The sequence below is a fragment of the Gemmatimonadaceae bacterium genome, from assembly GCA_035606695.1.
Taxonomy (GTDB): Bacteria; Gemmatimonadota; Gemmatimonadetes; order Gemmatimonadales; family Gemmatimonadaceae; genus JAQBQB01.
Genome location: DATNEW010000020.1, coordinates 73,268 through 94,315, shown reverse-complemented (window position 1 = coordinate 94,315; position 21,048 = coordinate 73,268). Strand labels below are relative to the sequence as shown.

At 65.8% G+C, this 21,048-nt stretch carries 21 protein-coding genes; 4 read left to right on the top strand and 17 right to left on the bottom strand.

All coding sequences use genetic code 11. From position 1 onward, the window contains the following. Nucleotides 1-60 precede the first annotated feature (60 nt). Together VN706_08745 and VN706_08740 are read left to right on the top strand one after the other, a co-directional pair. Nucleotides 61-555: a hypothetical protein gene (locus tag VN706_08745; GenBank protein HXT15704.1), complete on the top strand. Its 495-nt coding sequence runs from the start codon at nt 61-63 to the stop codon at nt 553-555. Between the two features lie 42 nt (nt 556-597). Beyond that, on the top strand, nt 598-1,143 hold the full coding sequence (locus VN706_08740) for a hypothetical protein (GenBank protein HXT15703.1): 546 nt from the start codon (nt 598-600) through the stop codon (nt 1,141-1,143). 50 nt (nt 1,144-1,193) lie between these two features. On the opposite strand, the gene VN706_08735 is transcribed toward VN706_08740, so the two are convergent. Together VN706_08735 and VN706_08730 are read right to left on the bottom strand one after the other, a co-directional pair. Beyond that, entirely contained in the window at nt 1,194-2,318 is a 1,125-nt protein-coding gene (locus tag VN706_08735) for an alanine--glyoxylate aminotransferase family protein (protein HXT15702.1), read from the bottom strand. A 28-nt stretch (nt 2,319-2,346) separates the two neighbouring features. Next, nucleotides 2,347-3,915, bottom strand: a complete 1,569-nt coding sequence (locus VN706_08730; GenBank protein ID HXT15701.1) for an amidohydrolase family protein — start codon at nt 3,913-3,915, stop codon at nt 2,347-2,349. An 80-nt stretch (nt 3,916-3,995) separates the two neighbouring features. On the opposite strand from VN706_08730, the gene VN706_08725 reads away from it, so the two are divergent. Together VN706_08725 and VN706_08720 are read left to right on the top strand one after the other, a co-directional pair. Next, nucleotides 3,996-5,237: an ABC transporter permease gene (locus VN706_08725; protein ID HXT15700.1), complete on the top strand. Its 1,242-nt coding sequence runs from the start codon at nt 3,996-3,998 to the stop codon at nt 5,235-5,237. Beyond that, nucleotides 5,234-6,502 carry an ABC transporter permease gene (locus VN706_08720; GenBank protein HXT15699.1) on the top strand — a complete coding sequence of 423 codons (1,269 nt, stop codon included), beginning with the start codon at nt 5,234-5,236 and terminating at the stop codon, nt 6,500-6,502. The genes VN706_08725 and VN706_08720 overlap by 4 nt, the downstream gene beginning before the upstream one ends. Nucleotides 6,503-6,510: 8 nt before the next feature. Here the strand turns inward: VN706_08720 and VN706_08715 are convergent, their stop codons facing one another. The 15 genes from VN706_08715 to VN706_08645 form a co-directional block, all read right to left on the bottom strand. Beyond that, nucleotides 6,511-8,031: an ATPase, T2SS/T4P/T4SS family gene (locus VN706_08715; GenBank protein HXT15698.1), complete on the bottom strand. Its 1,521-nt coding sequence runs from the start codon at nt 8,029-8,031 to the stop codon at nt 6,511-6,513. After that, nucleotides 8,022-9,866 carry a secretin N-terminal domain-containing protein gene (locus VN706_08710; protein ID HXT15697.1) on the bottom strand — a complete coding sequence of 615 codons (1,845 nt, stop codon included), beginning with the start codon at nt 9,864-9,866 and terminating at the stop codon, nt 8,022-8,024. The genes VN706_08715 and VN706_08710 overlap by 10 nt, the downstream gene beginning before the upstream one ends. 1 nt (nt 9,867) lies before the next feature. Next, the gene (locus VN706_08705; GenBank protein ID HXT15696.1) at nt 9,868-10,386 is read right to left on the bottom strand and encodes a hypothetical protein; all 519 of its coding nucleotides are present in this window, start codon (nt 10,384-10,386) and stop codon (nt 9,868-9,870) included. Beyond that, on the bottom strand, nt 10,383-11,039 hold the full coding sequence (gspM, locus tag VN706_08700; protein ID HXT15695.1) for a type II secretion system protein GspM: 657 nt from the start codon (nt 11,037-11,039) through the stop codon (nt 10,383-10,385). The genes VN706_08705 and gspM overlap by 4 nt, the downstream gene beginning before the upstream one ends. Continuing rightward, a complete protein-coding gene (locus VN706_08695; protein ID HXT15694.1) occupies nt 11,036-12,478 on the bottom strand; it encodes a PilN domain-containing protein in 1,443 nt (480 codons plus the stop codon). Before VN706_08695 ends, gspM begins: the two co-directional genes overlap by 4 nt. Further along, nucleotides 12,472-13,431 (bottom strand): type II secretion system protein GspK, encoded by a 960-nt coding sequence (locus VN706_08690; GenBank protein ID HXT15693.1) that lies wholly within the window; start codon nt 13,429-13,431, stop codon nt 12,472-12,474. Before VN706_08690 ends, VN706_08695 begins: the two co-directional genes overlap by 7 nt. Nucleotides 13,432-13,439: 8 nt before the next feature. After that, nucleotides 13,440-14,120, bottom strand: coding sequence for a prepilin-type N-terminal cleavage/methylation domain-containing protein (locus VN706_08685; GenBank protein HXT15692.1), 681 nt, complete (start codon nt 14,118-14,120; stop codon nt 13,440-13,442). After that, a complete protein-coding gene (locus VN706_08680; protein HXT15691.1) occupies nt 14,117-14,527 on the bottom strand; it encodes a prepilin-type N-terminal cleavage/methylation domain-containing protein in 411 nt (136 codons plus the stop codon). The genes VN706_08685 and VN706_08680 overlap by 4 nt, the downstream gene beginning before the upstream one ends. Continuing rightward, complete coding sequence (locus VN706_08675; GenBank protein HXT15690.1) at nt 14,511-14,966, bottom strand: prepilin-type N-terminal cleavage/methylation domain-containing protein; 456 nt, start codon at nt 14,964-14,966, stop codon at nt 14,511-14,513. Before VN706_08675 ends, VN706_08680 begins: the two co-directional genes overlap by 17 nt. Then, a complete protein-coding gene (locus VN706_08670; protein HXT15689.1) occupies nt 14,963-16,168 on the bottom strand; it encodes a type II secretion system F family protein in 1,206 nt (401 codons plus the stop codon). Before VN706_08670 ends, VN706_08675 begins: the two co-directional genes overlap by 4 nt. A 109-nt stretch (nt 16,169-16,277) precedes the next feature. Continuing rightward, nucleotides 16,278-16,694: a type II secretion system major pseudopilin GspG gene (gene gspG, locus VN706_08665; protein HXT15688.1), complete on the bottom strand. Its 417-nt coding sequence runs from the start codon at nt 16,692-16,694 to the stop codon at nt 16,278-16,280. A gap of 368 nt (nt 16,695-17,062) precedes the next feature. Then, nucleotides 17,063-19,480 carry a leishmanolysin-related zinc metalloendopeptidase gene (locus VN706_08660; GenBank protein ID HXT15687.1) on the bottom strand — a complete coding sequence of 806 codons (2,418 nt, stop codon included), beginning with the start codon at nt 19,478-19,480 and terminating at the stop codon, nt 17,063-17,065. Between the two features lie 81 nt (nt 19,481-19,561). After that, nucleotides 19,562-20,131, bottom strand: a complete 570-nt coding sequence (locus VN706_08655) for an MOSC domain-containing protein (protein ID HXT15686.1) — start codon at nt 20,129-20,131, stop codon at nt 19,562-19,564. Next, on the bottom strand, nt 20,128-20,844 hold the full coding sequence (locus tag VN706_08650; protein HXT15685.1) for a DUF2071 domain-containing protein: 717 nt from the start codon (nt 20,842-20,844) through the stop codon (nt 20,128-20,130). The genes VN706_08655 and VN706_08650 overlap by 4 nt, the downstream gene beginning before the upstream one ends. Further along, complete coding sequence (locus VN706_08645; protein HXT15684.1) at nt 20,841-21,041, bottom strand: DUF3565 domain-containing protein; 201 nt, start codon at nt 21,039-21,041, stop codon at nt 20,841-20,843. Before VN706_08645 ends, VN706_08650 begins: the two co-directional genes overlap by 4 nt. Nucleotides 21,042-21,048: the final 7 nt, after the last annotated feature.

Below are 21,048 nucleotides of genomic sequence, written 5' to 3'. Positions count from 1 at the left end.
GCGGTTCGGGCGCGCATCGGCAAGGAGGTGTAAGGAACGCACGGGGGCGAAAAAAACTGGTTGCTGAACCGGCGGCGGCGTTGCAGGATTTCCATCATCATGATCGTGCGCCGCTCCATGAAGGACCTACCGCCAGTCGCGCCGCCTTCTGTCGACGCGGCGGCCGGTACGTCTGCTGGTACGTCTGTCGGAACGTCGCCCGACGAAGAAGGCGTGAACGCCGTTCTCGCGGAACAGGCGCGAACGCGCGGGCCGTCCGAATTGTGGATGACCACGATGGGCGGCGGCGTCAACGCCGTGCTGCTCTGGTCGCAGTTTCCGGGTCTGTACTGGCTGGCCGGCGCGTTCACCGCGATGACGGCGTACGGTGTATGGGGCCTGCTGGACCGGTCAATGAGCGTTCTGAAATTACGAAATGCTGACACACGAGCCGAGTTCACTTTTCTCAAGATCATGTCCACGCTGGCCGCGGTGAGCGGTTGGGCCGCGGCGCTGTTCGCCGTCGCCAGCCTCCTGACCACGCTTGTCGGTGGGCTGAGCATGCCGGGCCGCTAGAACCCCGAAAGCCACTCGAGCCGCTACATCCCTGGAGGAATCGTGAAAGTCTTGTCCGTGCTTCTGCTCTCGACGCTGCTCGTCTCGAGCGCGGGGGCCCAGGTGCATCGTTTCAACGGGCACATCGATCTTGGAGGCGCCATGACCGGCGGCGGGGATTTCGCCAACGACGGCGGGTATTTCGCCCGCGCCGGCGTCAACATTCCGGTCGGTCGCGAGGTCGCCTTTTCGCTGGACTTGAGCGGGTTCGATCACGCCCTCTCCAACCACTGTATCCTGACGACGGGTCAGCATTGCTCGCCCGATTTTCCAAACATGGCGGGTGCGACGGCGGGCATGGTCGTCGAGTTGACCGATCCCTTCGCCAACCACCCGATCACCGCCGTCCTTGGCGGAGGACCGTTCCGTCTGTCCAACACGCAGATTCCGGCCAACATGAGCTTTGGCGCGGAAGCGGGGGTGGAAGCGGTCCTGTATCGGCCGGCGCACAAAGCGCTGACGGCGGGCCTGCGCGTGCTCTACGTGTCGCACACCGACTTTGGCGCCTTCTGGGTCGCGCCGATCACGGTCGGGCTGCGCTTCTGGTAGCCGCGTAGCCGGATGGGCCGGCGGGTTGCTGCGCGTGAATTGAGAGAACTCTAAACGCGCACCAGCCGCCGCCGCTCCGCCAGTTCGGCCAACGACATCTCGACGGCGTGGAGGCAGCGCTGGACGCCGTCGACGCTGTGATCGCCCATGTGCCCCACGCGCACCGACGTGTCCTTCAGCTCGCCGTAGCCGCCGCCGATGGTGAAGCCGCGCGCCTTCACCGACTCCGAGAGCTCGGGACCCTTCATTCCGGCCGGCAGCATGATCACGCTGACGGTTGGCGAGCGCGAGTCCTCGGGCGCGAGCACGCGAATGTCGATGTTGCGGCGATCGCGCACCACGCTGACCCACTCGATCGTGGCGTCGCGCATCTGCAGGTGGCGCTCCCAGCGACGCTCGATGCCTTCGCGGCCGATGTCGCCGACCTGCATCTCCAGCGCGTACAGCAGCGACGTCGCCGGCGTACTCGGCGTCTGATTCTTCTCGGCGTATTTGTCGTACTGCAGAACGTCGAAGTAGAAGCCCCGATGGGCCACGCCGCGCGCGCGCTCGATGTAGTCGGTAGACGCGACGGCGAAGGCGAGTCCCGCCGGCAGCGCCATGGCCTTCTGTGACGCCGTGACGAGGAAATCGATCTGCCATGCGTCGAACATCAGCTCCGCGCCGCCCGCGCCGGACACGCTGTCGACGATGGACATCGCGCCGTGCTTGTGGGCGAGCGCCGTCACCGCCTGAACGTCGGTGAGCACGCCCGTCGAGGTTTCGGAGTGCGCGACCGTGACCGCGATGAAGCGGCTTTTCGCGAGCGCCGCTTCGACGGCGTTGAGATCGAACACGCCGCCCCACGGGACGACGACGCGTTCGACGTCGCGCGCGCACGATTCGGCGACCTGCGCGAATCGCTCGGAGAAGCCGCCGTTGACGAGCGAGAGAATCCGGCCTTCGGGGAGATTGCGAATCGCCATCTCCATGAAGCCCGTGGCCGATGCCGCGCCGATGTAGACCGGTCGCGCCGTGAGAAAGATGTCGCGCAAGCCCGCTTCGATGCGCGCGAACATGGCTTCGAAGGCGCGGCCGCGATGTCCCATGATGGGCCGCACCATCTGGGCAAGGAGCGCGGGGCGAATCTCGGTCGGCCCGGGGACGTAGAACGTTCCGAATTCGGCGTCGGTCATTGTCGAAATGTACTCCGCGGAACGGTCTTCAGCGCGTAAGCACTTTGCCCGCCGTCACCCCGTTGTATTTCCCGTCGTCGATCTCGACGGTGCCGTTCACGAGCACGTACTTCATCCCCACGGCGAGCAGGGTCGGCTGCTCGTAGGTCGAGCGGTCGGCGAAGAGGCGCGGATCGAAGGCGATGACGTCGGCCATCATGTTCGGCGCGATCACGCCGCGATCGGCGAGCTGGAGAATCTGCGCCGTGCGAGCGCTGCTGCGGCGCACCGCCTGCTCCAGCGTGAGCACATGTTTTTGCATGACGTACTCGTGAATCAACTTCGGGAACGTGCCGTATTTTCGCGGGTGGCCGTCGCTGCCGTCTGAATCGGTCGTGATGAAGTCCTGGCGCATGAAGTTCTCGATGTCGCGCTCGTTCATGTTGAACGATGCGACGCTGGCGTCACCGGCGACGATGATCTGCATCGCGGCCTCGATCGGCGAGAGATTCCGGCGGCGTGCGACTTCGTCCAGGCGTTTGCCGCGAATCGACGTGTCACCGCCGGTGATGAGCAACGTGTTCGCGCCGCCGCGGCGGCGCATGTTTTCGGTCATCTCGGTCACGAGCCGCGCGTGCGTCGCCGGATCCTTGATGCGCGCCCGCAGCGAATCGCGTCCTCCGATCTCGGCCCAGCGCGGCAGCAACGACGCGCCTACGCTCGTTCCCGACGCCGTATATGGATACTGGCTCGCCGTGACGTCGATGCCGGCCGCGCGCGCGTGTTTGAGCATCGCGATCACCGTGTCGCTCATGCCCCAGACGTCCACGCCCAGCGCCTTGATGTGCGAAATGTGAACGGGCATTCGCGTTTCGCGTCCGATGCGAATGACCTCGTCGACGGCCGCGAGCAGCCCGATCGTGTACGAGCTCTCGTCGCGAATGTGTGAGTCGTAGATGCCGTGCTTCGCCGCCGCCACCGAGGCGAGCGCGATGACCTCGTCGGTCGAGGAATAGCTGCCGGGCGCGTAGTACAAACCCGTGGACATGCCGATGGCGCCGGCGTCCATCGCGCGGCCGACGAGCGTGCGCATCGAGTCGAGCTGCGCGGGCGTTGGCGCGGAGCCCGACATTCCCATCACCGCGCCGCGTACCGAGCCTTGCCCGATGTACACGGCGGCGTTCGTGCCGATGCCGTTCCTGCGCCAGCCCGAGAGCTGCGCGGCGATGTCGATGGGGCCCCCGCCGTCGTTGTTCGTGACGACGGTCGTGACACCCTGCATGAGATATGGCAGATTGGATTTGCGCGCGGAGCTCGAGAGATCGCCGGCCGTATGGGTGTGGGGATCGATGAAGCCCGGCGCGACCACCAATCCTGTTGCATCGATCGTCCGGGCGGCCGTCACGTGCGCTGCCGCCGCGTCCCCGACGAAGGTGATGCGATCCGCACGAACGCCGACGTCGGCGCGCCGTGGCTCGGCGCCGGTGCCGTCGACGAGCGTTCCGCCGCGAATGAGAATGTCGACACGTTGTCCGCTTTGCTGCGCCGCCGCCGGCGCCGGCCCGGCCGCGAGAACCACCGACGCCGTACACACCGCAATGCAAGTGAAAAGTCGCATCCCCAACGATGGCGCGGCTGTGCGTGACACGCGAGGGGCACGCGCTTTTTCCAACCTCCCCGCTCGATCGTCTCCGGTATATGCGCTTCGGTGACGTCGTCCTCACCGCGCTCACCCAGATCCGCGCCAACAAGCTGCGGTCGTTCTTCACGCTGCTCGGTATCATCGTGAGCGTGGCGTTTCTGGTCGCCGTCGTCGCGGTGATTCAGGGCATGAACGCGTACGTGAAAGAAAACATCGCGGACGCCATGATCGGGACGAACACCTTTCAGGTGCGCCGGCTACCGATCAACCTCGGCTTGATCGAGGACGACGACTGGCTGCGCATGCAGCGCCGACCGAAGATCTCCAACGCTGACGCGGACGCCGTGCGCGCGGCGCTGTCAGGCGCGGCGGCGATCTCGGTCCAGTCCGGATTCCCGACACCGCGCAGCGACGTCCTGTACGGCGATCGCACGCTCGGCTCCGTCAACGTGTTCGGTGTGTCGCCCGAGTACCAGCAGGTGCAGGACTATCGCTTTCAGTACGGCGATCCGCTCACCGAAGTCGACGTGCGCGAGCGCCGGCTCGTGGTCGTCGTCGGCGCGGACATTACCGACAAGCTGTTCGATGGCCGCAACCCCGTCGGAAAGCAGATTCACGTGCACGGGTTGCCGATGACGATCATCGGTACCATCGCCGCCAAGGGCCGCGTGCTCGGCCAATCGTTCGACGGCTTCGTGATGCTTCCCATCTCGACGTTCGAGGCGATGTACGGCCGTCGCCAGACGACGACGATCTCGGTGAAGATGTCCGAAGCGAAGGACGTCGCGCCCGCCATGCAGCGTGCCGAAGAGGCAATGCGCGTCGCACACCATCTTCGCCCCGGCGAGTCGAACAATTTCTCGATCGAAACGGCCGACGCGCTCGTCAACTTCTGGAAGCAGCTCACGCGGGTGCTGTTCACGGTCGTTCCGGCAATGGTCGCGATCGGCGTCGTGGTCGGCGGGATCGTGATCATGAACATCATGCTGATGTCGGTGCGCGAACGAACGCACGAGATCGGGCTGCGGAAATCCGTCGGCGCACGACGCACCGACATTCTCCGGCAGTTTCTCGCGGAGTCCGTTGCGCTCGCACTGCTCGGCGGCGCGCTAGGCGCGACGGCAGGTTGGGCGTTTGCCGCACTGATCGCCGTCGCGTCGCCGTTGCCGGCGCGCGTCACCACGTGGTCGATCGTCGTCGCGCTCCTTCTCGGCGCCGGCGTCGGCGTGATCTTCGGCGTTTATCCTGCGTCGCGTGCCGCGCGCCTCGATCCCATCGCCGCCATGCGGGCCGAATGATGCGACGCGCGCGATCGTGGTTGCGCGTCGGCGATCAATTTCGCGAGAACGTCGCAACGGCCATGGCGTCGCTCGCCGCGGCGAAGGGCCGATCGGCGCTGACGGTGCTTGGCGTCGTGCTCGGTGTGGCGACCGTGATGGCCATGGCCACTATCGTCTCGGGCATCCGCGATCAGATCGTATCGACGATCGAGATCGCGGGGCCAACGACGTTTTATGTCGTGAAGGTCTGGTCGCAGACACCGCTCAATCCGCAGGATCTTCCGGCGTGGGTGCGCATTCGCCCTGACCTCGGACCGGACGATGCGGAGCGCATCGCGAAGCTGCCCGAGATCAAGTATGCGGGGATCTGGGCGCAGATTCAGAATCGCACCGAATACAACGGCGTGCGCACCAACCTGGGCGTCATCATGGGCGCGGATTCGCGCTTCACCGAAATTCAGGGCGGCGACCTGACCGACGGCCGGTGGTTCACGCATGCCGAAGAGATCAGTGGTGCGCCGGTGATCGTGATCGCGGTGGACGTGGCGAAGAAGTTATTCGGCGCCATCCAGCCGATCGACAAATGGGTGCGTGTGGGCGGGCGTCCGTTCCATGTGATCGGCATCTATCAGGAAGCGGCGAACATCTTCAATCCGCCGGGCCAGCAGGTGCATTGCATCATCCCGTATCGGACGATGGATCACCAATTCCTCATCGACAAGACGAACGCGTTGTTCGTCCCGGTGAAGCCGCGCCCGGGCGTATCGGTGTCCGCGGCCGAGGAGGCGGTGACGATCTCGATGCGTGAGGCGAGACGCCTTCGGCCGGGCGACCACGACACGTTCGACATGATCACGCAGGATCAGATCCTCGACACGTTCAACAAGATCACGGGCGTCTTCTTTCTCGTGATGATCGTCTTGTCGTCCGTCGCGCTGCTGGTGGGCGGCATCGGCGTGATGGCCGTGATGATGATCAGCGTTACCGACCGTACGCGCGAGATCGGTATCCGAAAAGCCGTCGGCGCGACGCGTCGGGACATTCTTCAGCAATTTCTCATCGAAGCGGCGGCGCTCACCGGGACGGGCGGCATCATCGGTGTGATCGCCGGGCTGCTGCTCGGGCGTCTGGCGAGCACGTTGATGAGCGTGAACGGAACGACGCCGATCGGTCTGACGCTGCTCGCGGTTGCCGTGTCGGTGACCATCGGATTGGTCTTCGGCGTGTTGCCGGCGCGGCGCGCGTCGTTGCTCGATCCGATCGAATCGCTGCGATACGAGTAGCGACGGGGTTACGCCCGCGCCACGCGCATCACTTCGTCGATCGTCGTGATACCGTCGCGCGCCGCGCGAACGCCGTCATCGAGCAGCGTGCGCATGCCCTTGGCGACCGCCATGGAACGCAGCTCTTCCGAGCCGCGCCGCCGCTGCATCTCCAGGCGAAGCTCGGCGTCCATCACCAGCAGCTCGTAGACGCCGGTTCGTCCGCGAAACCCGGTGCCCCGGCATTCGTCGCACCCCACACCCCTCCACACGCGCGTGAGGCCGAGCGCCTCGACGTCGAGGCGGCGGCTGACCGATTTGTCGGGCCGTGTTTCCGTCTTGCAGTTGGGACAGATGACACGCACGAGACGTTGCGCGAGTACGGCGTCCACCGTGCTGGCGACGAGGTACGCGGCGACGTCCAAATCGAGCAGACGCGTGAGCGCGGTCGGTGCGTCGTTGGTGTGCAGCGTCGACAGCACGAGGTGACCGGTCAACGCCGCCTGCGTAGCGATCTGCGCCGTCTCGGCATCGCGGATTTCGCCAACGAGAATGATGTCCGGGTCCTGGCGCAGCAGCGCGCGCAGCGCGCCCGCGAACGTCATTCCAACTTTCTCATTGACCGGGACCTGCGGCACCCCGGTGAGCTCGTACTCCACGGGATCTTCGACGGTGAGGATCTTCTCTCGCCCCGTCTTGATCATCTCGACGGCCGCGTAGAGCGTCGTCGTCTTACCCGATCCCGTCGGCCCGGTGACCAGCACGATGCCGTGCGGGCGAGAGACGACTTCTGTAAACAGCTCGAGCGTGTCGGGCGCCATGCCCAACTCGAGGAGCGAAATGCGTCCGCGCTCCTTGTCGAGCAATCGCAGTACGACGCTCTCGCCGCGCAGCGTGGGAACCGTCGAGACGCGCACGTCCACCTGGCGATTCTGCAGGCGAAGCCGAATGCGTCCGTCCTGCGGTAGTCGTCGCTCGGCGATGTCCAGCTCGGCCATGATCTTGAGGCGGCTGATGATCGCGGCCGTGAGGTGCGGCGGCGGCGACGGTGCGTTCTGGAGCACGCCGTCGATGCGGTAGCGAACGCGCAGTCCGTCCTGGTACGCCTCGAGATGCACGTCGGACGCGCGTGCATCGAGCGCTTCGATCAACAGCAGGTTCACCAGCCGAACGACCGGGGCTTCGTTGGCGAGGTGCAGCAGATCGTCGAGCGGAATTTCGTCGGCGTCGATCGCGCGAATCTCGCCGGTCAGTCCCGCGATGACCCCTTCGGCCGTCGCCGCTTCGGGCGCGTACAGTCGGCGGATTGCGGTGCGCAGATCGTGCTCGTCGTACCGCTCGAGCGAAATCCCGGCGCCGAAGAGCAGGCGCAAGTCGTCGAGTGCAAGTGCGTCGACGCGATCGAGCCACGTGCCGACGGCGAGTACGTCGCCATCGAGGCGCAGCGGAAGCACACCGTGCTGTTCGAGCCAGTCGGCCGAGAGCGCGGTGGTGAGCCGCTCGACCTCGAGCAGTTCCGTGGACGGGTGCCGCGTGTCGCTTACCGCCATACTTCAGGCTTGGCGTCGGGAAGTTCGGGCGGGCGCCGGACCGGCGGCGTCATGTTGTTTTTCTTCGTCGTGTCCGGCTTGGCCTTGAGCGTGTCGGTCGCCGGGATGATGTGGGGGCCGACGTTCACATCCTTGAGCAGTTCGCTGCCGCCGCGCACTGCGTCGCGGAGCTTGTCGATGTCGTCGTCGCTCGAGATGATGTGCGGCGTGAGGAACAGGAACAGCTCGCTCGTCTCGTCGTTCCGCGTGTAGTTGCCGAACAGGAGCGGGCCGATGAGCGGAATGCGGCTGAGGATGGGAATCCCGGAGACGTCGGTGGAATGCGTGTTGTCGGCGAGGCCGCCAATGACCGTCGTCTGGCCGTCGCGAATGAAGACTTGTGTGGTCGCTTCGCGCTTGTTGATGACCGGCGCGTCGAACTGGACCTCGTTGCTCGCGCTGTTGTCCTGCTGCGACACCTGGAGATTTACATAGCCGTCGGGATTGATCGTCGGCGTGATCGTCAGCACCGTGCCGACGTCGATGTACTGCACGGTCTGCACGCGGCCGGTTGGATCGTTCGGCACGGTCTGCGACACCTGCACGAATGGGCGCGACGAGCCGACGTTCAGCGTCGCCTGGCGATTGTTCTGCGCGATGATGACCGGCAGCGACAGGACGCGAACGTTGCCACGCTCCTGCAACGCGGCGATCGCGACGTTGTAATTGATCGTGCCGTGGCCGCCCGTGAGTTGCAGAATGAAGTCGCGGGCGCTGGCTTGCGTCGGCGCGCTGGAGGAATCGAACGCGACCTTCGATCCGTTCGTTTTCCTCAAGCCTCCGGAGACGCCGATGTCGAGATCGTGCGTGCGCTGCACCTCCGCGATCGTGACTTCGATCAACACCTGCAGCGGACGCAAGTCGACGCCCTGAATGATCGCCTGAATGAGCTGCCAGTCGGAGTCGGTGGCGCGAACGAGGAGCGAGTTGCTCGACTCTTCCGCGATGATACGAATGTCGCCCGACTGGCTGGACAGCGCACCGGACGCTTGCGCGAACGCGTTCACGAGTGCGTTCTGAATTTGCGCGTTCGGATTGTTGCCGTTGATCCCGTTGTTTCCGTTGTTTCCGTTACCGAGACCTCCGCCATTACCCACGATGCCGCCACGCGCACCGCGGCCGACATTTCCCTGAATGGCCGGTGGGATGACGTTGATGTTGCCGGGCGTCGTGATGGTCGTGAAGCCGCCGTTCCCGTTCGGAAATGCCGCGCGCGTCGGAAACGTCGTCGAGGCGCCGATGAACAAACTCGTCAACACCGGTGCGAGCTGCACCGCGCTGGCGTGATGCAGCCGATACGTGAACAACCGCACCGCCTGCTGCTGATTCTGTGCCGCCAACTGCTGCGCGAACAACTCCTGCGCCGTCGGTCCGCGCTGCACCGGCTGCGGCGTCGGACCGGCGATCTGAATCAGCGTCGGCGATTGCGTGAACTTGAGGTTGTGGGCTTCGGCGAGACTGTGCAGCACGACCGCCATGCTGTCGCGCGACACCGGCTGCCCCATGTGCACGGTCACGCGTTCCGACGGAATGTTCGTCAGGATCACGTTGAGGTTCCCCGCCGCCGCCAGCGCGTTCAGCACGACTTTGAGATCCTGCTCCTCGAAGTCGAGCATGACGCCGGTCGGCGCTTGCCGTTTCGTCGTGTCCTGCTTCGCCGGCGTCTGCAATCGTTGCTTGTTGCCTGGCGCGCCCGACGTACCGCGGCTCGGCGGCGCGCCGCGCTGCGCGCCGGCGCCGTGCACGACGGCTCCGGCGAGCACGCCGGCAATGAGTGTTCTGTGAAGTGTCCGCATGTCAGGTCCCTGGCTTGGTCACGGTGAGCTCGGCGCGCGTGCCGGTGCTGCTCAACAGCACGACCTTGCCGCGCGAGATTCCCTTCACCACCCACTCGCCAATCTTGTCGCCCACGACGACCAGCTTGGGGGATTCAGTTCCGAGTTGCAGTGTTGCGAAGTTGCGTCCGTCGTTGCCGACCGCCGTGCCGAGCACGAACGGCTTCGCCGGCTCGGCGGCCACCTTGTCGTCCTCGGTCGACTCGCCCGGCATGCGATACGGCGTGTCGGGCGCCGAGCGATCCGACGCGAACAAGTCGTTGTCGACGGCGGCCTGAATGTCAGCGGGCGGCGGCGAGGGCATGTGATGCAGCGACCCCTGCGCCGTTACGCTCGCCAGCGTCGCGGCCGGAATCTCGGGCAAGGGCGGCGTGCGTACCGCCTGCACGACTTCCCACAAGAGCGCCGCGGAAGTCGCAACGACGGCGACGAACGCGATGCGCATCGCCGGCGTGCGCGTGAGATCTCGCACGCTCGTCATGGTGTGTCTCCATTCGACGCGCGAGCCGCGGGCGCGACCGGAGTGGCCGCCGCTGGTGATGTGCCACCGGACGGCGACGAAGATTCGCCGACGGCAAATCCGGAGATCGTCGCGACGATCGACAGTGTCTCGGCGCCTTTCTCATCCGCGCGCGCATTGTGCGAGATGTCGAGCCGGTCGACGCGCACGAGCTTGGTGCCGCGCTCGAGCGCCTGGAGAAACGCCATCGTGCCGTTCAGATCCGACTCGGCCCGAATCTCGATGCGCAGCGTTCGCAACCCGTCGGTCGCCGGCAGCGCGGGACGTGTTCCCGCATCCTGCAACCACACGCGTGATTCGCGCGCAACGTCGCCGACATACGCGGCCAGCTCCGCGCTCGCCATGACGTCGTCGCGTCCCTCGAACAGTCGCGGGCGCACGGAGCGCATCGCGGAGTCGGCGGCGTGCTGCAATTGAGGATTCTGATGCGCCGACGCCACGGCAGCCCGCTCGCGAGCCAGTGCCGCGCGCTCGCTCTCGAGTTGATCGCGCAGATCGCCGACGGCGCTTTGATACGGCCGCACCCCCCAGATGAAGAGCAATCCGGGAAGAAGAACCAGCCCGCCGAGTGTAATGGCTCGGCGGTCGCGGACGCTCATCGTGCTCCACTTCATGGCGTTCTCCGCGACGTAGGGCCGTTCGCGGCGGCCGCGGTCACGGGCCCGGTAGCCGGCGGAGCGATGCGCCCCGCGATCGTGAATCGATCGAGCGTCGTGCCGTCTTCCTGCTGGTCGCGTCGCACCGGCGCCGCCGACTTCACGTCGACGAACACCTTCGACTGCTGCAGCGCGTCGAAGACGCGGGCCGCATGCTCGGCCAAGCCGTCGACGATTAGAGAATCCTGACGGGCGCGAATTGCGGTGAGATACGCCTCGTCCGGCATCGCCTCGCTCAGCGTGGCGATGATGCGCGACCAATGCGGGCTCGCGCGCTCGATTGCATCGAGCGTTGTGACGTGTCGCGACGTGACGTCGACGTTCGAGCGGCCCATGAGCGTCGACGACAATTGCGGCCGCAGTCGCGCGCGTTCGTCACGGACGACCTGCAGCTGATGACGCAGGCCCCACAGGTGAATACCGGCGGCCGCGACGACGAGAACGGCCGCCGCGGCCCACAACGACAATGTCGTGTGCTGCGCGCGTTGACGCTCGACGGCGACCGCGTCGATGCTTCGAAGCGTCGGACCGACCTCGCTTCCCGCAAAGTGCGCGGCGAGGAGTGCGACGTCGCCCGCGCTTCGCACAAACTCGCCCGATGGCGACATCAACGTGATGCTCGATCCGGCGAGTGCCGCGCTCAGCGCCTTCCGCGGTGCATCCTCACCGATGATGCCCACTTTATTTGATGATCCGAGCAGCTCGGCGATCATCGCGGCGTCGGCCGTTCCGCCGCGGAATCGGCGAACCGCGGTGAGTCGGCCGCTCTCGAGCTGAAGCAGATCTGTGCGATCCGCCGTCGCGATCAACGCCGCTCCTGATTGGCGCGCAAAGGCCGGCCAGAGCGAAAGCGCCGCGGCGGCCCACGCACTTTCGGCAGGCGCGATACTCTCGACCGTCCATCCGGCCTGTTGCGCGACCGCGCGAATCGTGGCGATGAGTCGCGCGTTCGCGGCCGCGGCGATCACCGGTGTCGGCGCGCCGCGCGTGCGCTTGCCGGCGACCGTCGCACCGACCACCTGCGCGGCGCGTGCATTCACGAAGTAGCGCGCCGCGTGGCGCGACAGCGCTTGATGCAGATCGTCGTCGTTGAGGGGCGGCAGCTCGAGCCGCCGCACTTCGGTGAGCGGCGGCAGCAGCACGATCGACAATGTGCGACTCGTGCCGTTGGTGTCGCCGATCGCGCGCGCGAGATCGCCAAGCGCCGAGGCAAGCGACGACCAACTACTTCCGTCCGCCGGCGGCGGCTCGAGCGTTGCGCGCCACGCCCGATCGGCGTCGCCGCGCAGGCGGATATCGACCGCGCACAGCGCCGTCGGCGAGAGCGCGATTCCCGTGCGCACTCGTTTCCTCGCGGCGCCCGGAGGCACGCTCACCGTCGCGTCCCGCGTCACCATGATTTGTAGGAAATGGTGGCGCTGTTGTTCAGGCGACGTATGTCGGCGATGAGACGCGTGGGCTGCGATTGCGGGCCGGTGCGCGCGAGGATCGTGAGCTCGATCATGTCGGTTTGTGTCGTCGCTCGCGTATTGAGCTGCGCGGCAGATCGCGCCCGTGCGGCGATCTGTGCCACGCCGCCGCGTCCGACCTGGGGGAGCACGTCGTTGATGTTATTGATGCGCCTGCCCTGCGAGCGCATTTGCAGGATGGTATTGAGAATGGCGTCCGTCATGCCCGGCAGCACGCGCAATACCGCCGCGGGTGCCGTGTTGATGTTGACGAGACCGGTGCCGCGCGTCGTGAAGTAGGGGCTGGCCTCGGCGTAGATCTCGGGAGTCATGCCCATCACGTCGCGCAGCTCTTCGACTTCGCGAAACGGCGAGTTCGTCGGCAGCGACAACATCTCCGCCTTGATGTACGCGTCGCGCTCGGCACCATTCGGCCGAGGAATGCTGTCGGCGTCACGCCAATCCATGATCGATTGGGCGAGCTGCGTCGATTTTTGATAATCCTTCAGCAGATAGCTGAAGAACGTTTGGAAGTCATTCTCGGTGAGCTGATTGATGTTGAGCTGTTCGCCCAGGTCGTGCGCCTGTACCTCGACGTCGATACTGTCGACTTGTATCGTACCCGTATAGATCGAGTCGATGTCGAGCCACGGGTCGAATGACCGCAGGCGCTGCGCATTGCTTCCACTCGGCGCGACCCGAAGCGCGTAGTCGAGCTTCGCCTCGATCAAGGCGAGCGCGCCGGTTGCCAATGCGCGCTGCACGCCCCGCTCGGAGACGAGAATGCCCACCGTGCGCCGTTCGTGCGCTTCGATGCTGAATTGCAGCGCGACCGTGGCGATCGCGACGACCATCCACAGCGCGGCGAGCAATGCGACGCCGCGACGATTGGAAGGTGCCATGCGCGAGATCATCGGGCCCGCCCGTTGATCGTCACCACGTTGCTGGGGATCGGGAAGATCATCGGCACTTCGAGAATCGCCGGCAACGGTCCATGCGGTCCGTGCAGGAACGTAAGTCGCACCGCGAGGGGTGAGCTGAGCGTGGCCGCCTGCGTGGAGTGAAACCAGCGATTCGTTCGGCTGTCGAGATACTCGACGTTGAGCGTATCGATCGTCGAATCGAGCATCTTGCGCACGAGCGGCTGCTGCGCGTTCGGCTGATACTCGATCGTCAGTCCTTTCTCCGGCGTCGCGTCGTCGGCATCGATGTACATGCGCATGCGCACGCTGCCAACGCCCGCGGGATTCGGCGCCGTCGTCGTAAACGTGATCTCGTCGCCCGCCGCCTGCGCCTGCGTCACGTTGACGAGGCTGCCGCCGGTGCTCGACATCGACATGCCGCCGCCGCGCAGTCCCCGCGGACCACCGCCCTGCTGGATCTGCACCGTCCCGGCATACATCCACGATTCGACGATGTCGCGCAGTGCGCTCGAACGCTCGAGCGCCACGGACGCGGTCTCGATCGTACGACGATGATCGATCACCGACCCGAACGCGCCGGCCCCCGCCGCGGCCATCATCCCGGTGATCGCAAGCCCGATCACGAGCTCCATGAGCGTCATGCCGCGGCGCGGTCGAGCGGCTTTCATCGGCGGCTCACCACGGGCGGTATGCGATACTGATACGATTTGAGCGTGTACTCACCGCCGGGCCACGTGACGATCACGCGAACGTCGTAGACACCCGCCTGATCGGCGAACGGCGTCGACGTCGTCTTCCACGCATACTCGTCGAGCGGCTTCGCGAACTTGCCGCTTTGCACGGAATCCGGAAGCGATTGCAGCTCGCGATCCGTGAGCAAATTCAAAAACTCGAGGCGCGACGTCGCGAGCGCTTCAGCCTCGATCGCTCGCTTCGAGCGCGCCGCCGTTCGCATGTCGCCCCCGACCGCCTCGAGCGCGCTGACCGCGGTCATGCCGACGATGGCGACCGCGACGACCGCTTCCATGAGTGAGAATCCGGCGCGCACGCGACGCTTGCTAGAGCGAATCCGCACGCGCGACTCCGCTCCAGGGGTCCACGCGCACGGTGCGCATTCCCGCGCCGCGTACGATCACGGTGTCGGCGAAGGCCGCGCCGGCCGGCCGAAATACGTAATGCAGCCGCGGCTGGTCCGTCACGAGTGTTGCCGACATGCCGATGTCGAGCACGCCGGTCGCCAACGTGCCCACGCCATAGGCGCCCGACGTATCCAGTTGATACTTGAGCGTCGTTGGATCGAGCCGCAGCGTTACCGTTGCGTTGTAGTCGATCGCGGCCTTGCGCGCATCACGCAACAAACCCACAACGGCGTCGGCGCCGGTTTTCGGGCGTTCATCCACGAGCCGCGCGAACGCCGGCGCGGCGAGCGTGGCGGCGATGCTCATCACGAGCAGCACCATCGTCAGCTCCCAGAGCGTGAACCCGCTCCGCCGCGCGCACCGCGAATGGCTCATTTGAACGAGTTCGCGTTGATGCCGTAGATCGCCTGCAGCAACGACAGCGCGACGAAAGCGACAATGGCGCCAAACATCACGATCATCGCCGGCTCGGCGAACGTTGCGAGGCGCTGCGTGGCTCGTTCGGTACGCTCCTCGAAGATGTCCGCCGCCTTCATCAGGAATTCGCGCAATTGCCCGGCGTCTTCGCCGACGCCGACGAGCTGCGCGAGCATCGGCGGAAACAGCCGACTGTCGCCGAGCGCGCCGCGAAGCGAGCTGCCTTCGCGCACACGCGTGCGAATGCGCAGCGTGTCGTCGCGCGCGACCGGATCGCCGATCGATTCGATGGTGTCATCTAGCGCGGTGAGCAGCGGCGCGCCCCCGCCAAGCAGTACGCCGACGAGCCGCGCGAATCGGCCGGCCAGCGCATAGCGTCGCAACGTGGCGACGCCGGGAAGCGCGAGCAGCACGTTCGACCACACACGCCGGCCGTCTTCCGTGTTCGCGACCCAGGCCGCAAAGGCGGCAATGGCGAGGGGCACGAGAAAGAGGAACGGCCATCCGCGATGCAGCGCCGAGGACAGCGCGAGCAGCGTGGCGGTGGATCGTGGCAGCTTGGCGCCGCTGCCCTCGAGCAGCGTAACGAAGCGCGGCAGCACGAAAAACAGGAGCACCGTCACCGCGATCGAGCCGGCGGTGGCCAGCAACAGCGGATAGATCGCCGCCGACAACACTTTTCCGCGAAGCTGCTCGTCGCGCTCGAGCTGTTGCGACAGCCGAGCGAACGCGGCATCGAGGTCGCCGCTCTTTTCGCCGGCGCGCACCAGTCCCACGTAAAGCGGCGAGAACAACGAGCGGTGCTCAGCCAGCGCCACCGAGAGCGGATCGCCGCGTTCGACGCGTTCGCGCACGGCTTGCAGTGCATCGCGCACGTCGCCGGTCGCGACGCCGGACGCCGCGTTGAGCGCGTGGGCGAGCGGCATGCCGACCGGAAGCAGCGCGGCAAGCGCGCGCGTCACCTCGAGCACCTCGCGGCGGCGGCCGATGCGAAACCCGCTGCGCTTGCCCGCGTTCGCCGTCGCGGATTCGGCGACGTCGACCACGAACAGGCCGCGCTCCTCCAGCGTGCGCGTCAGCGCGCCGGTGCTGGCCGCCTGCGCGTGCCCACGCGTGCGCTTTCCCGTTCCGTCGACTGCTTGGTAGGCGTAGGTGGGCATTAGAGATTGCTAAAGGAAGGAGATCCTTCGCTGCGCTCAGGATGACAACAGGTGACTGCGCTCAGGATGACAACGGGTGACTGCCCTCAGAATGACAACGGACGCTTAGTCACTTCCAGCTCGTGATGTCCGCATCCTCGCCGTCGCCGCCCGGCTTGCCGTCCAAGCCATACGACAGGAGGTCGTAGCCGTTCACGTTCTGCTGCCCGGGAAAGAGGTAGATGTAGGCCCGGTTCCAGGGATCGGCCGGCACCGGCTTTCGCAGGTAGGGTCCGCGCCAGTTCTCCGGGGGATCGATCGTCGGCTTCTCCCAGAGGGAGTTGAGGCCTTGCTCCGTGCTCGGATAGTGCCCGTTGTCCAGACGATACGCGTCGAGCGCCGCGCTGAGCATCTCGATCTGCGACTTCGCCGTGGCATCCTTCGCCGCGCCGACGTGTTGGAAAATGTTTGGCGCGACGAGTGTGGCCAGGATCGCGATCACCACGATCACGACCAGGATCTCGATGAGCGTGAAGCCGGAACGCATCGAACGTATCGAACGTATCGAACGCATCGGGCGGCGAAGCGCGACGCGCCGCCCGCGCGCGGAAAGGAAAGGCATCGTCTGTCGGGAGAACGTGAGACTACGAAGCGTTGGACACCCGGGACCCGGAAACAGTTTTCCCGCAGAGAGTTAGGCGACCCGTTCACCACAACGTTAAGACGCGGGCGTTGGTGTCGTTAGATGGTTATGCCCATCTTCATCCCATCCTAACGAAGGGACACGCGTCTACTTGGACACCCGCGACAACGGATGGTTGCTTGGAACGGCCGCCCCGACCCCTGCCTTTGGACTACGGGCAGGGGGAGCGCTTCGTTTTGGCGCTTCCGGGGTGGCGCCGTGGCTTCGGCGAGTTACCGAATGCGCGTCACGCGACCGAAGGAATCGATCGTCGACTGCTTGCCCCGGAACCCGTCGTTCATCACCGAGACGGTGGCGGCCCCGGGCGCCAGGGTCGACTGAATCGACAGCGTGAGACTCAGCGGGTCGGCCGCCGCCATGTTCACCGAGTACCCAAGATCCTGCAGCGACCCGATCGTGACGACGCTCAGCGGATTGGTGCCGCTGTTCAGGAAGCCGGTCATCAACTCGTTGCGCAGCACGCTCTCGCGCCAGTGCGCATTGATCGTCCCCGACCCACCCGTGTTCTCGACGGGCACCTTCTGACCCAGCGTGTACGTCGCGCCGCCGACCTGGTTGAACGCCGCAACGGCCGCGGTTCCGCTGAAATACGTGTCGTTGACCACGCTCGACGTCGACTGATTCTGCAGCAGGCCGAGCGTCGTCCACATCGTGCCGATGCCAAGCACGTGGCCCATCTCGTGGAGTATCACCGCGTTGAGCGTGCCGTTCGCCTCGAGCGTCGCCATGTCGGCCACGTCAAAGCTCATGTTGCCGAGTACGGGCAATCCGCCGGTGCGTCGAAAGCACCATCCCGCGGAGCCAAGAATGGATCCCGCGCCATCGATTGGCTCGATGCCGGCGAAGATCATCACGTCGTCGATGGTCATGTTCGTCAAACTCGGCGTCCCGGTATCGCACGCGCCTTCGCTGATGTTCACCGGCACGTCGGGCAGCTTCGCGGTAATGATCGAACGCCACCGCGCCGCCGCGTTGACGAACGCGGCGCGCTGCGACGCCGTCATCGAGGTGCGATAACACAGTGTGATCGTGAACCCCGCCGCATTCGGCGGCTCACACGCCGCGGCGTTCAACTGCACCGCGCTGACGCCTGGCGTGCTCGCCGTGAGTGTGTTGAGCGTCGCGGTGGAGGCAAGAATCCACGCGCCGGGCGCCGCGACGCCCGATGTGTTTGTCTTCACGGTCGCCGAGGTCGAGCCACCGATCGTTCCGCCGTCCGACGCGGTGAACGTGATGGTAACGCCGGAAACGGGATTGCCGGCCGCATCGCGCGCGACGATGGACGGTGCATTCGGCACTGCGGTCCCCGCGGTTGCAGCCTGGTTCGCGCCCGCGCTCACGAACAGCGCACTCACCGCCGCGGGCGTCGTGGACGTCGCGGTGGCGGTGAACGTCACCGGCGATACGTTCGCGACCGTGGCCGTCAGCGTGTTCGTTCCCGCGGCGGAACCGAGCGTCCATCGGCCGACAGTCGCGACACCACTTGCATCCGTCGTCGTCGTCCCACCGGTCACCGAACCGCCGCCACTCGCGACGGCGAACGTCACCACCGCACCCGCGGCGGCGTTTCCCAACGCATCGGTGACCTTGACCGACGGCGCCGTCGCTACCGCGCTACCCGCCGCCGCTGTCTGATTGTTTCCCGCATTGATCTTCACACTACTCGGCGCACCACCAGTGGCGCTCGCGGTGAATGTCACCGACACGGCGCCGACACTGGCGATGAGCGATTTCGTACCGACCGTCGTGCCGAGCGTCCATCGGCCGGCGAACGCGATACCACTCGCGTTCGTTGTCGCCGTCGGGAATTGAATGCTGCCGTCACCGACGGGCGTGAACGTGACCGTCGCATTGCTCACCGGATTCGTGAACGCGTCGGTGACCAAGACCTGCGGCGCCGTCGCAAGTGCTGCGCCGGCCACGGCGCTCTGCTTGTCGCCGCCCGCCACGAGGACGTTGGCGGGCGCGCCGGCTACGGCGGTCGCCGAATACGTCAACGGCGCCAGACTGCCGGCGACCACGGTCAACTGCTGCGTCGACGATGCGATCTTGCCGAGCGTCCAGGTCGTCGCTGCAACACCGTCGTTGCCGGTGGTGACGGTCGTCGACGCGACGCTGCCGCCGCCCGACGCGATGGTGAACGTCACACCTTGATTCGCCACCGGCGAATTGAGTCGATCGACGACACGAACGCCGACGGGCTGAACGAGCGTCGTGTTGACGGCGCCGAGTTGTGCGTCGCCACCAAGCTTCTGGAGTGCGGTGGGAATTTGCGCGACGGTCACCGTGATGGTTGCCGTCGCCTTTCCAGATGTCGCCGTCACCGTCGCGGTTCCGTTCGCGGCGGCGGCGATCGTCGCCGTGCCGGCCGTACCCGTCACCAGCACGTTCGCCGCGCTTGCGGTCCACGTAATCGGCGCAGTGGCCATTGGCTGGCCATGCTGATCGTTGACGACCGCGGTCACGGTCTGCGTGGCGCCGATTGCATCGAGCGAAATGGCCGAGGCCGACAGCGTGAGCGTCGTGGCGACCGGCGGAGCAACTGAAGAATCAGAACACGCCGCGGCAAGGCCGAGCAATGCGGCCGCGGCGACAGTAAATGCACGTGCAGAAATTGCGAGCTTCGTCATGTAACTGAGACGCGCGCGCGGGCTGCGCCGCAACGCGTTTCTGCTCGCGTTTTGCGGGTGTTATGAGAGATGTCTGAGAGCTTACACGACGTCGAGTGGGCGATGCGGCTCGGCAGGAAGCTCGACGCGAATCGGATCGCCGCGGTGGATCTCTCCGTCGCGAACGACGACGCTCATGACGCCAGTTTTGCGGGTGATTCGGCCTGCTTCATCGCGCCCGATGACGGCGGAAAGCAAGCCCGACTGAAAGCGATCGATTTGTACGCACGGATTCCGGAGTCCTGTAAGCTCCACGATCGCCTCGGCTCCCATACAGAGGCGCGTTCCCTTCGGCAGTTCGAGAAGAGCGATGCCGCGCGTCGTGACATTTTCGCCCAACTCGCCGGGCGCAATGGAGAAACCGGCCTCGTGCAATTCATCCAGCAATTCCGAATGAATGAGATGGACCTGCCGCAAGTTCGGCTGGTTCGGATCGCGCGCGACGCGCGAGCGATGTTTCACCGTCACACCGCGATGCGCGTCGCCTTCAACGCCTTCCCCACGGATCAGCCGAATCGACGCGCACGGTTGTTTGCTGAATGAGTGCGCATCGCTGCGACTGACGGCGACGACCGTTCCCGAATACGGCGTCTCCTCTCGCGTTTCGTTCATGCGATTCGCGTTGGGAATGAGAGTGTGACCGCGGAACCGTTCGCGAACATGGCGTTGTGCGGACGATCGAACAGTACGTTGGCGAAAACATTACCGAACACCATCGCGCGGTCGCCGCTCAACTCGGCATCGGCGCACCGCTGCACCATCCAGGGCGCATGGCCGACATGGTACTCGATGGTCGAGCCGTCGCGCTGCGCGGTGTATCCCCAATGGCGCGTCGTCATGAATTCTTCGTCCGAGCCCGCCCGCGCGATTTGCGCGGTGGTCGACGGCCGCACGCGAAGTACGCCGTCTCGCGCGCGATATCGCCAGCCGTAGGTCGCGCCGTCGGCGCGAACGTCGCTGCTCATCTCCGCGCGCGCATACGGTTCGTTGTAGAGCATTTTCGCGGCACCCGCGATGAGCGGCGACGACACGAGCTCGCGGATGAACGTCACCCCGTGGCGCGTTTCGCCGGCCACCTCGCGCCGAACATAGAAGCGCAAGTTCACTTCAGTGAATTCGGCGTGCAGGGGAATCGGCACCCCGAGCGCACGCATTCGTTGAAAGAGAAACCCGACGACGCTGACGTAGGCGCCGCCCTCCCACAGATCGAGCTCCGTGCCGCGCGGGACGTACGGCTCGAGCACCAACGGATCGACCCGGTAGTTGAGCAGCGCGAGATGACGCCATTCGGCCGTCAGAAAGACGCGCGGCGACCGCGCTGTCACGGCGCGCGTCCTTCGTCCACGCACTTCACACAGGAGAGCGGTCGGCCAATCCAGCTCGCGCGCCCTTCGGGCGTAATGACCCAGGGCCGCTGCTGCCAGGGCGGATCATGTCGAACGTGCTGCGTGTGACCGCACTCGAGGTCGGCGACCCAATGCTGCTCGTCGTCGGTGTGAAACCCGACAATGCGTCGTGACATGCCAGGG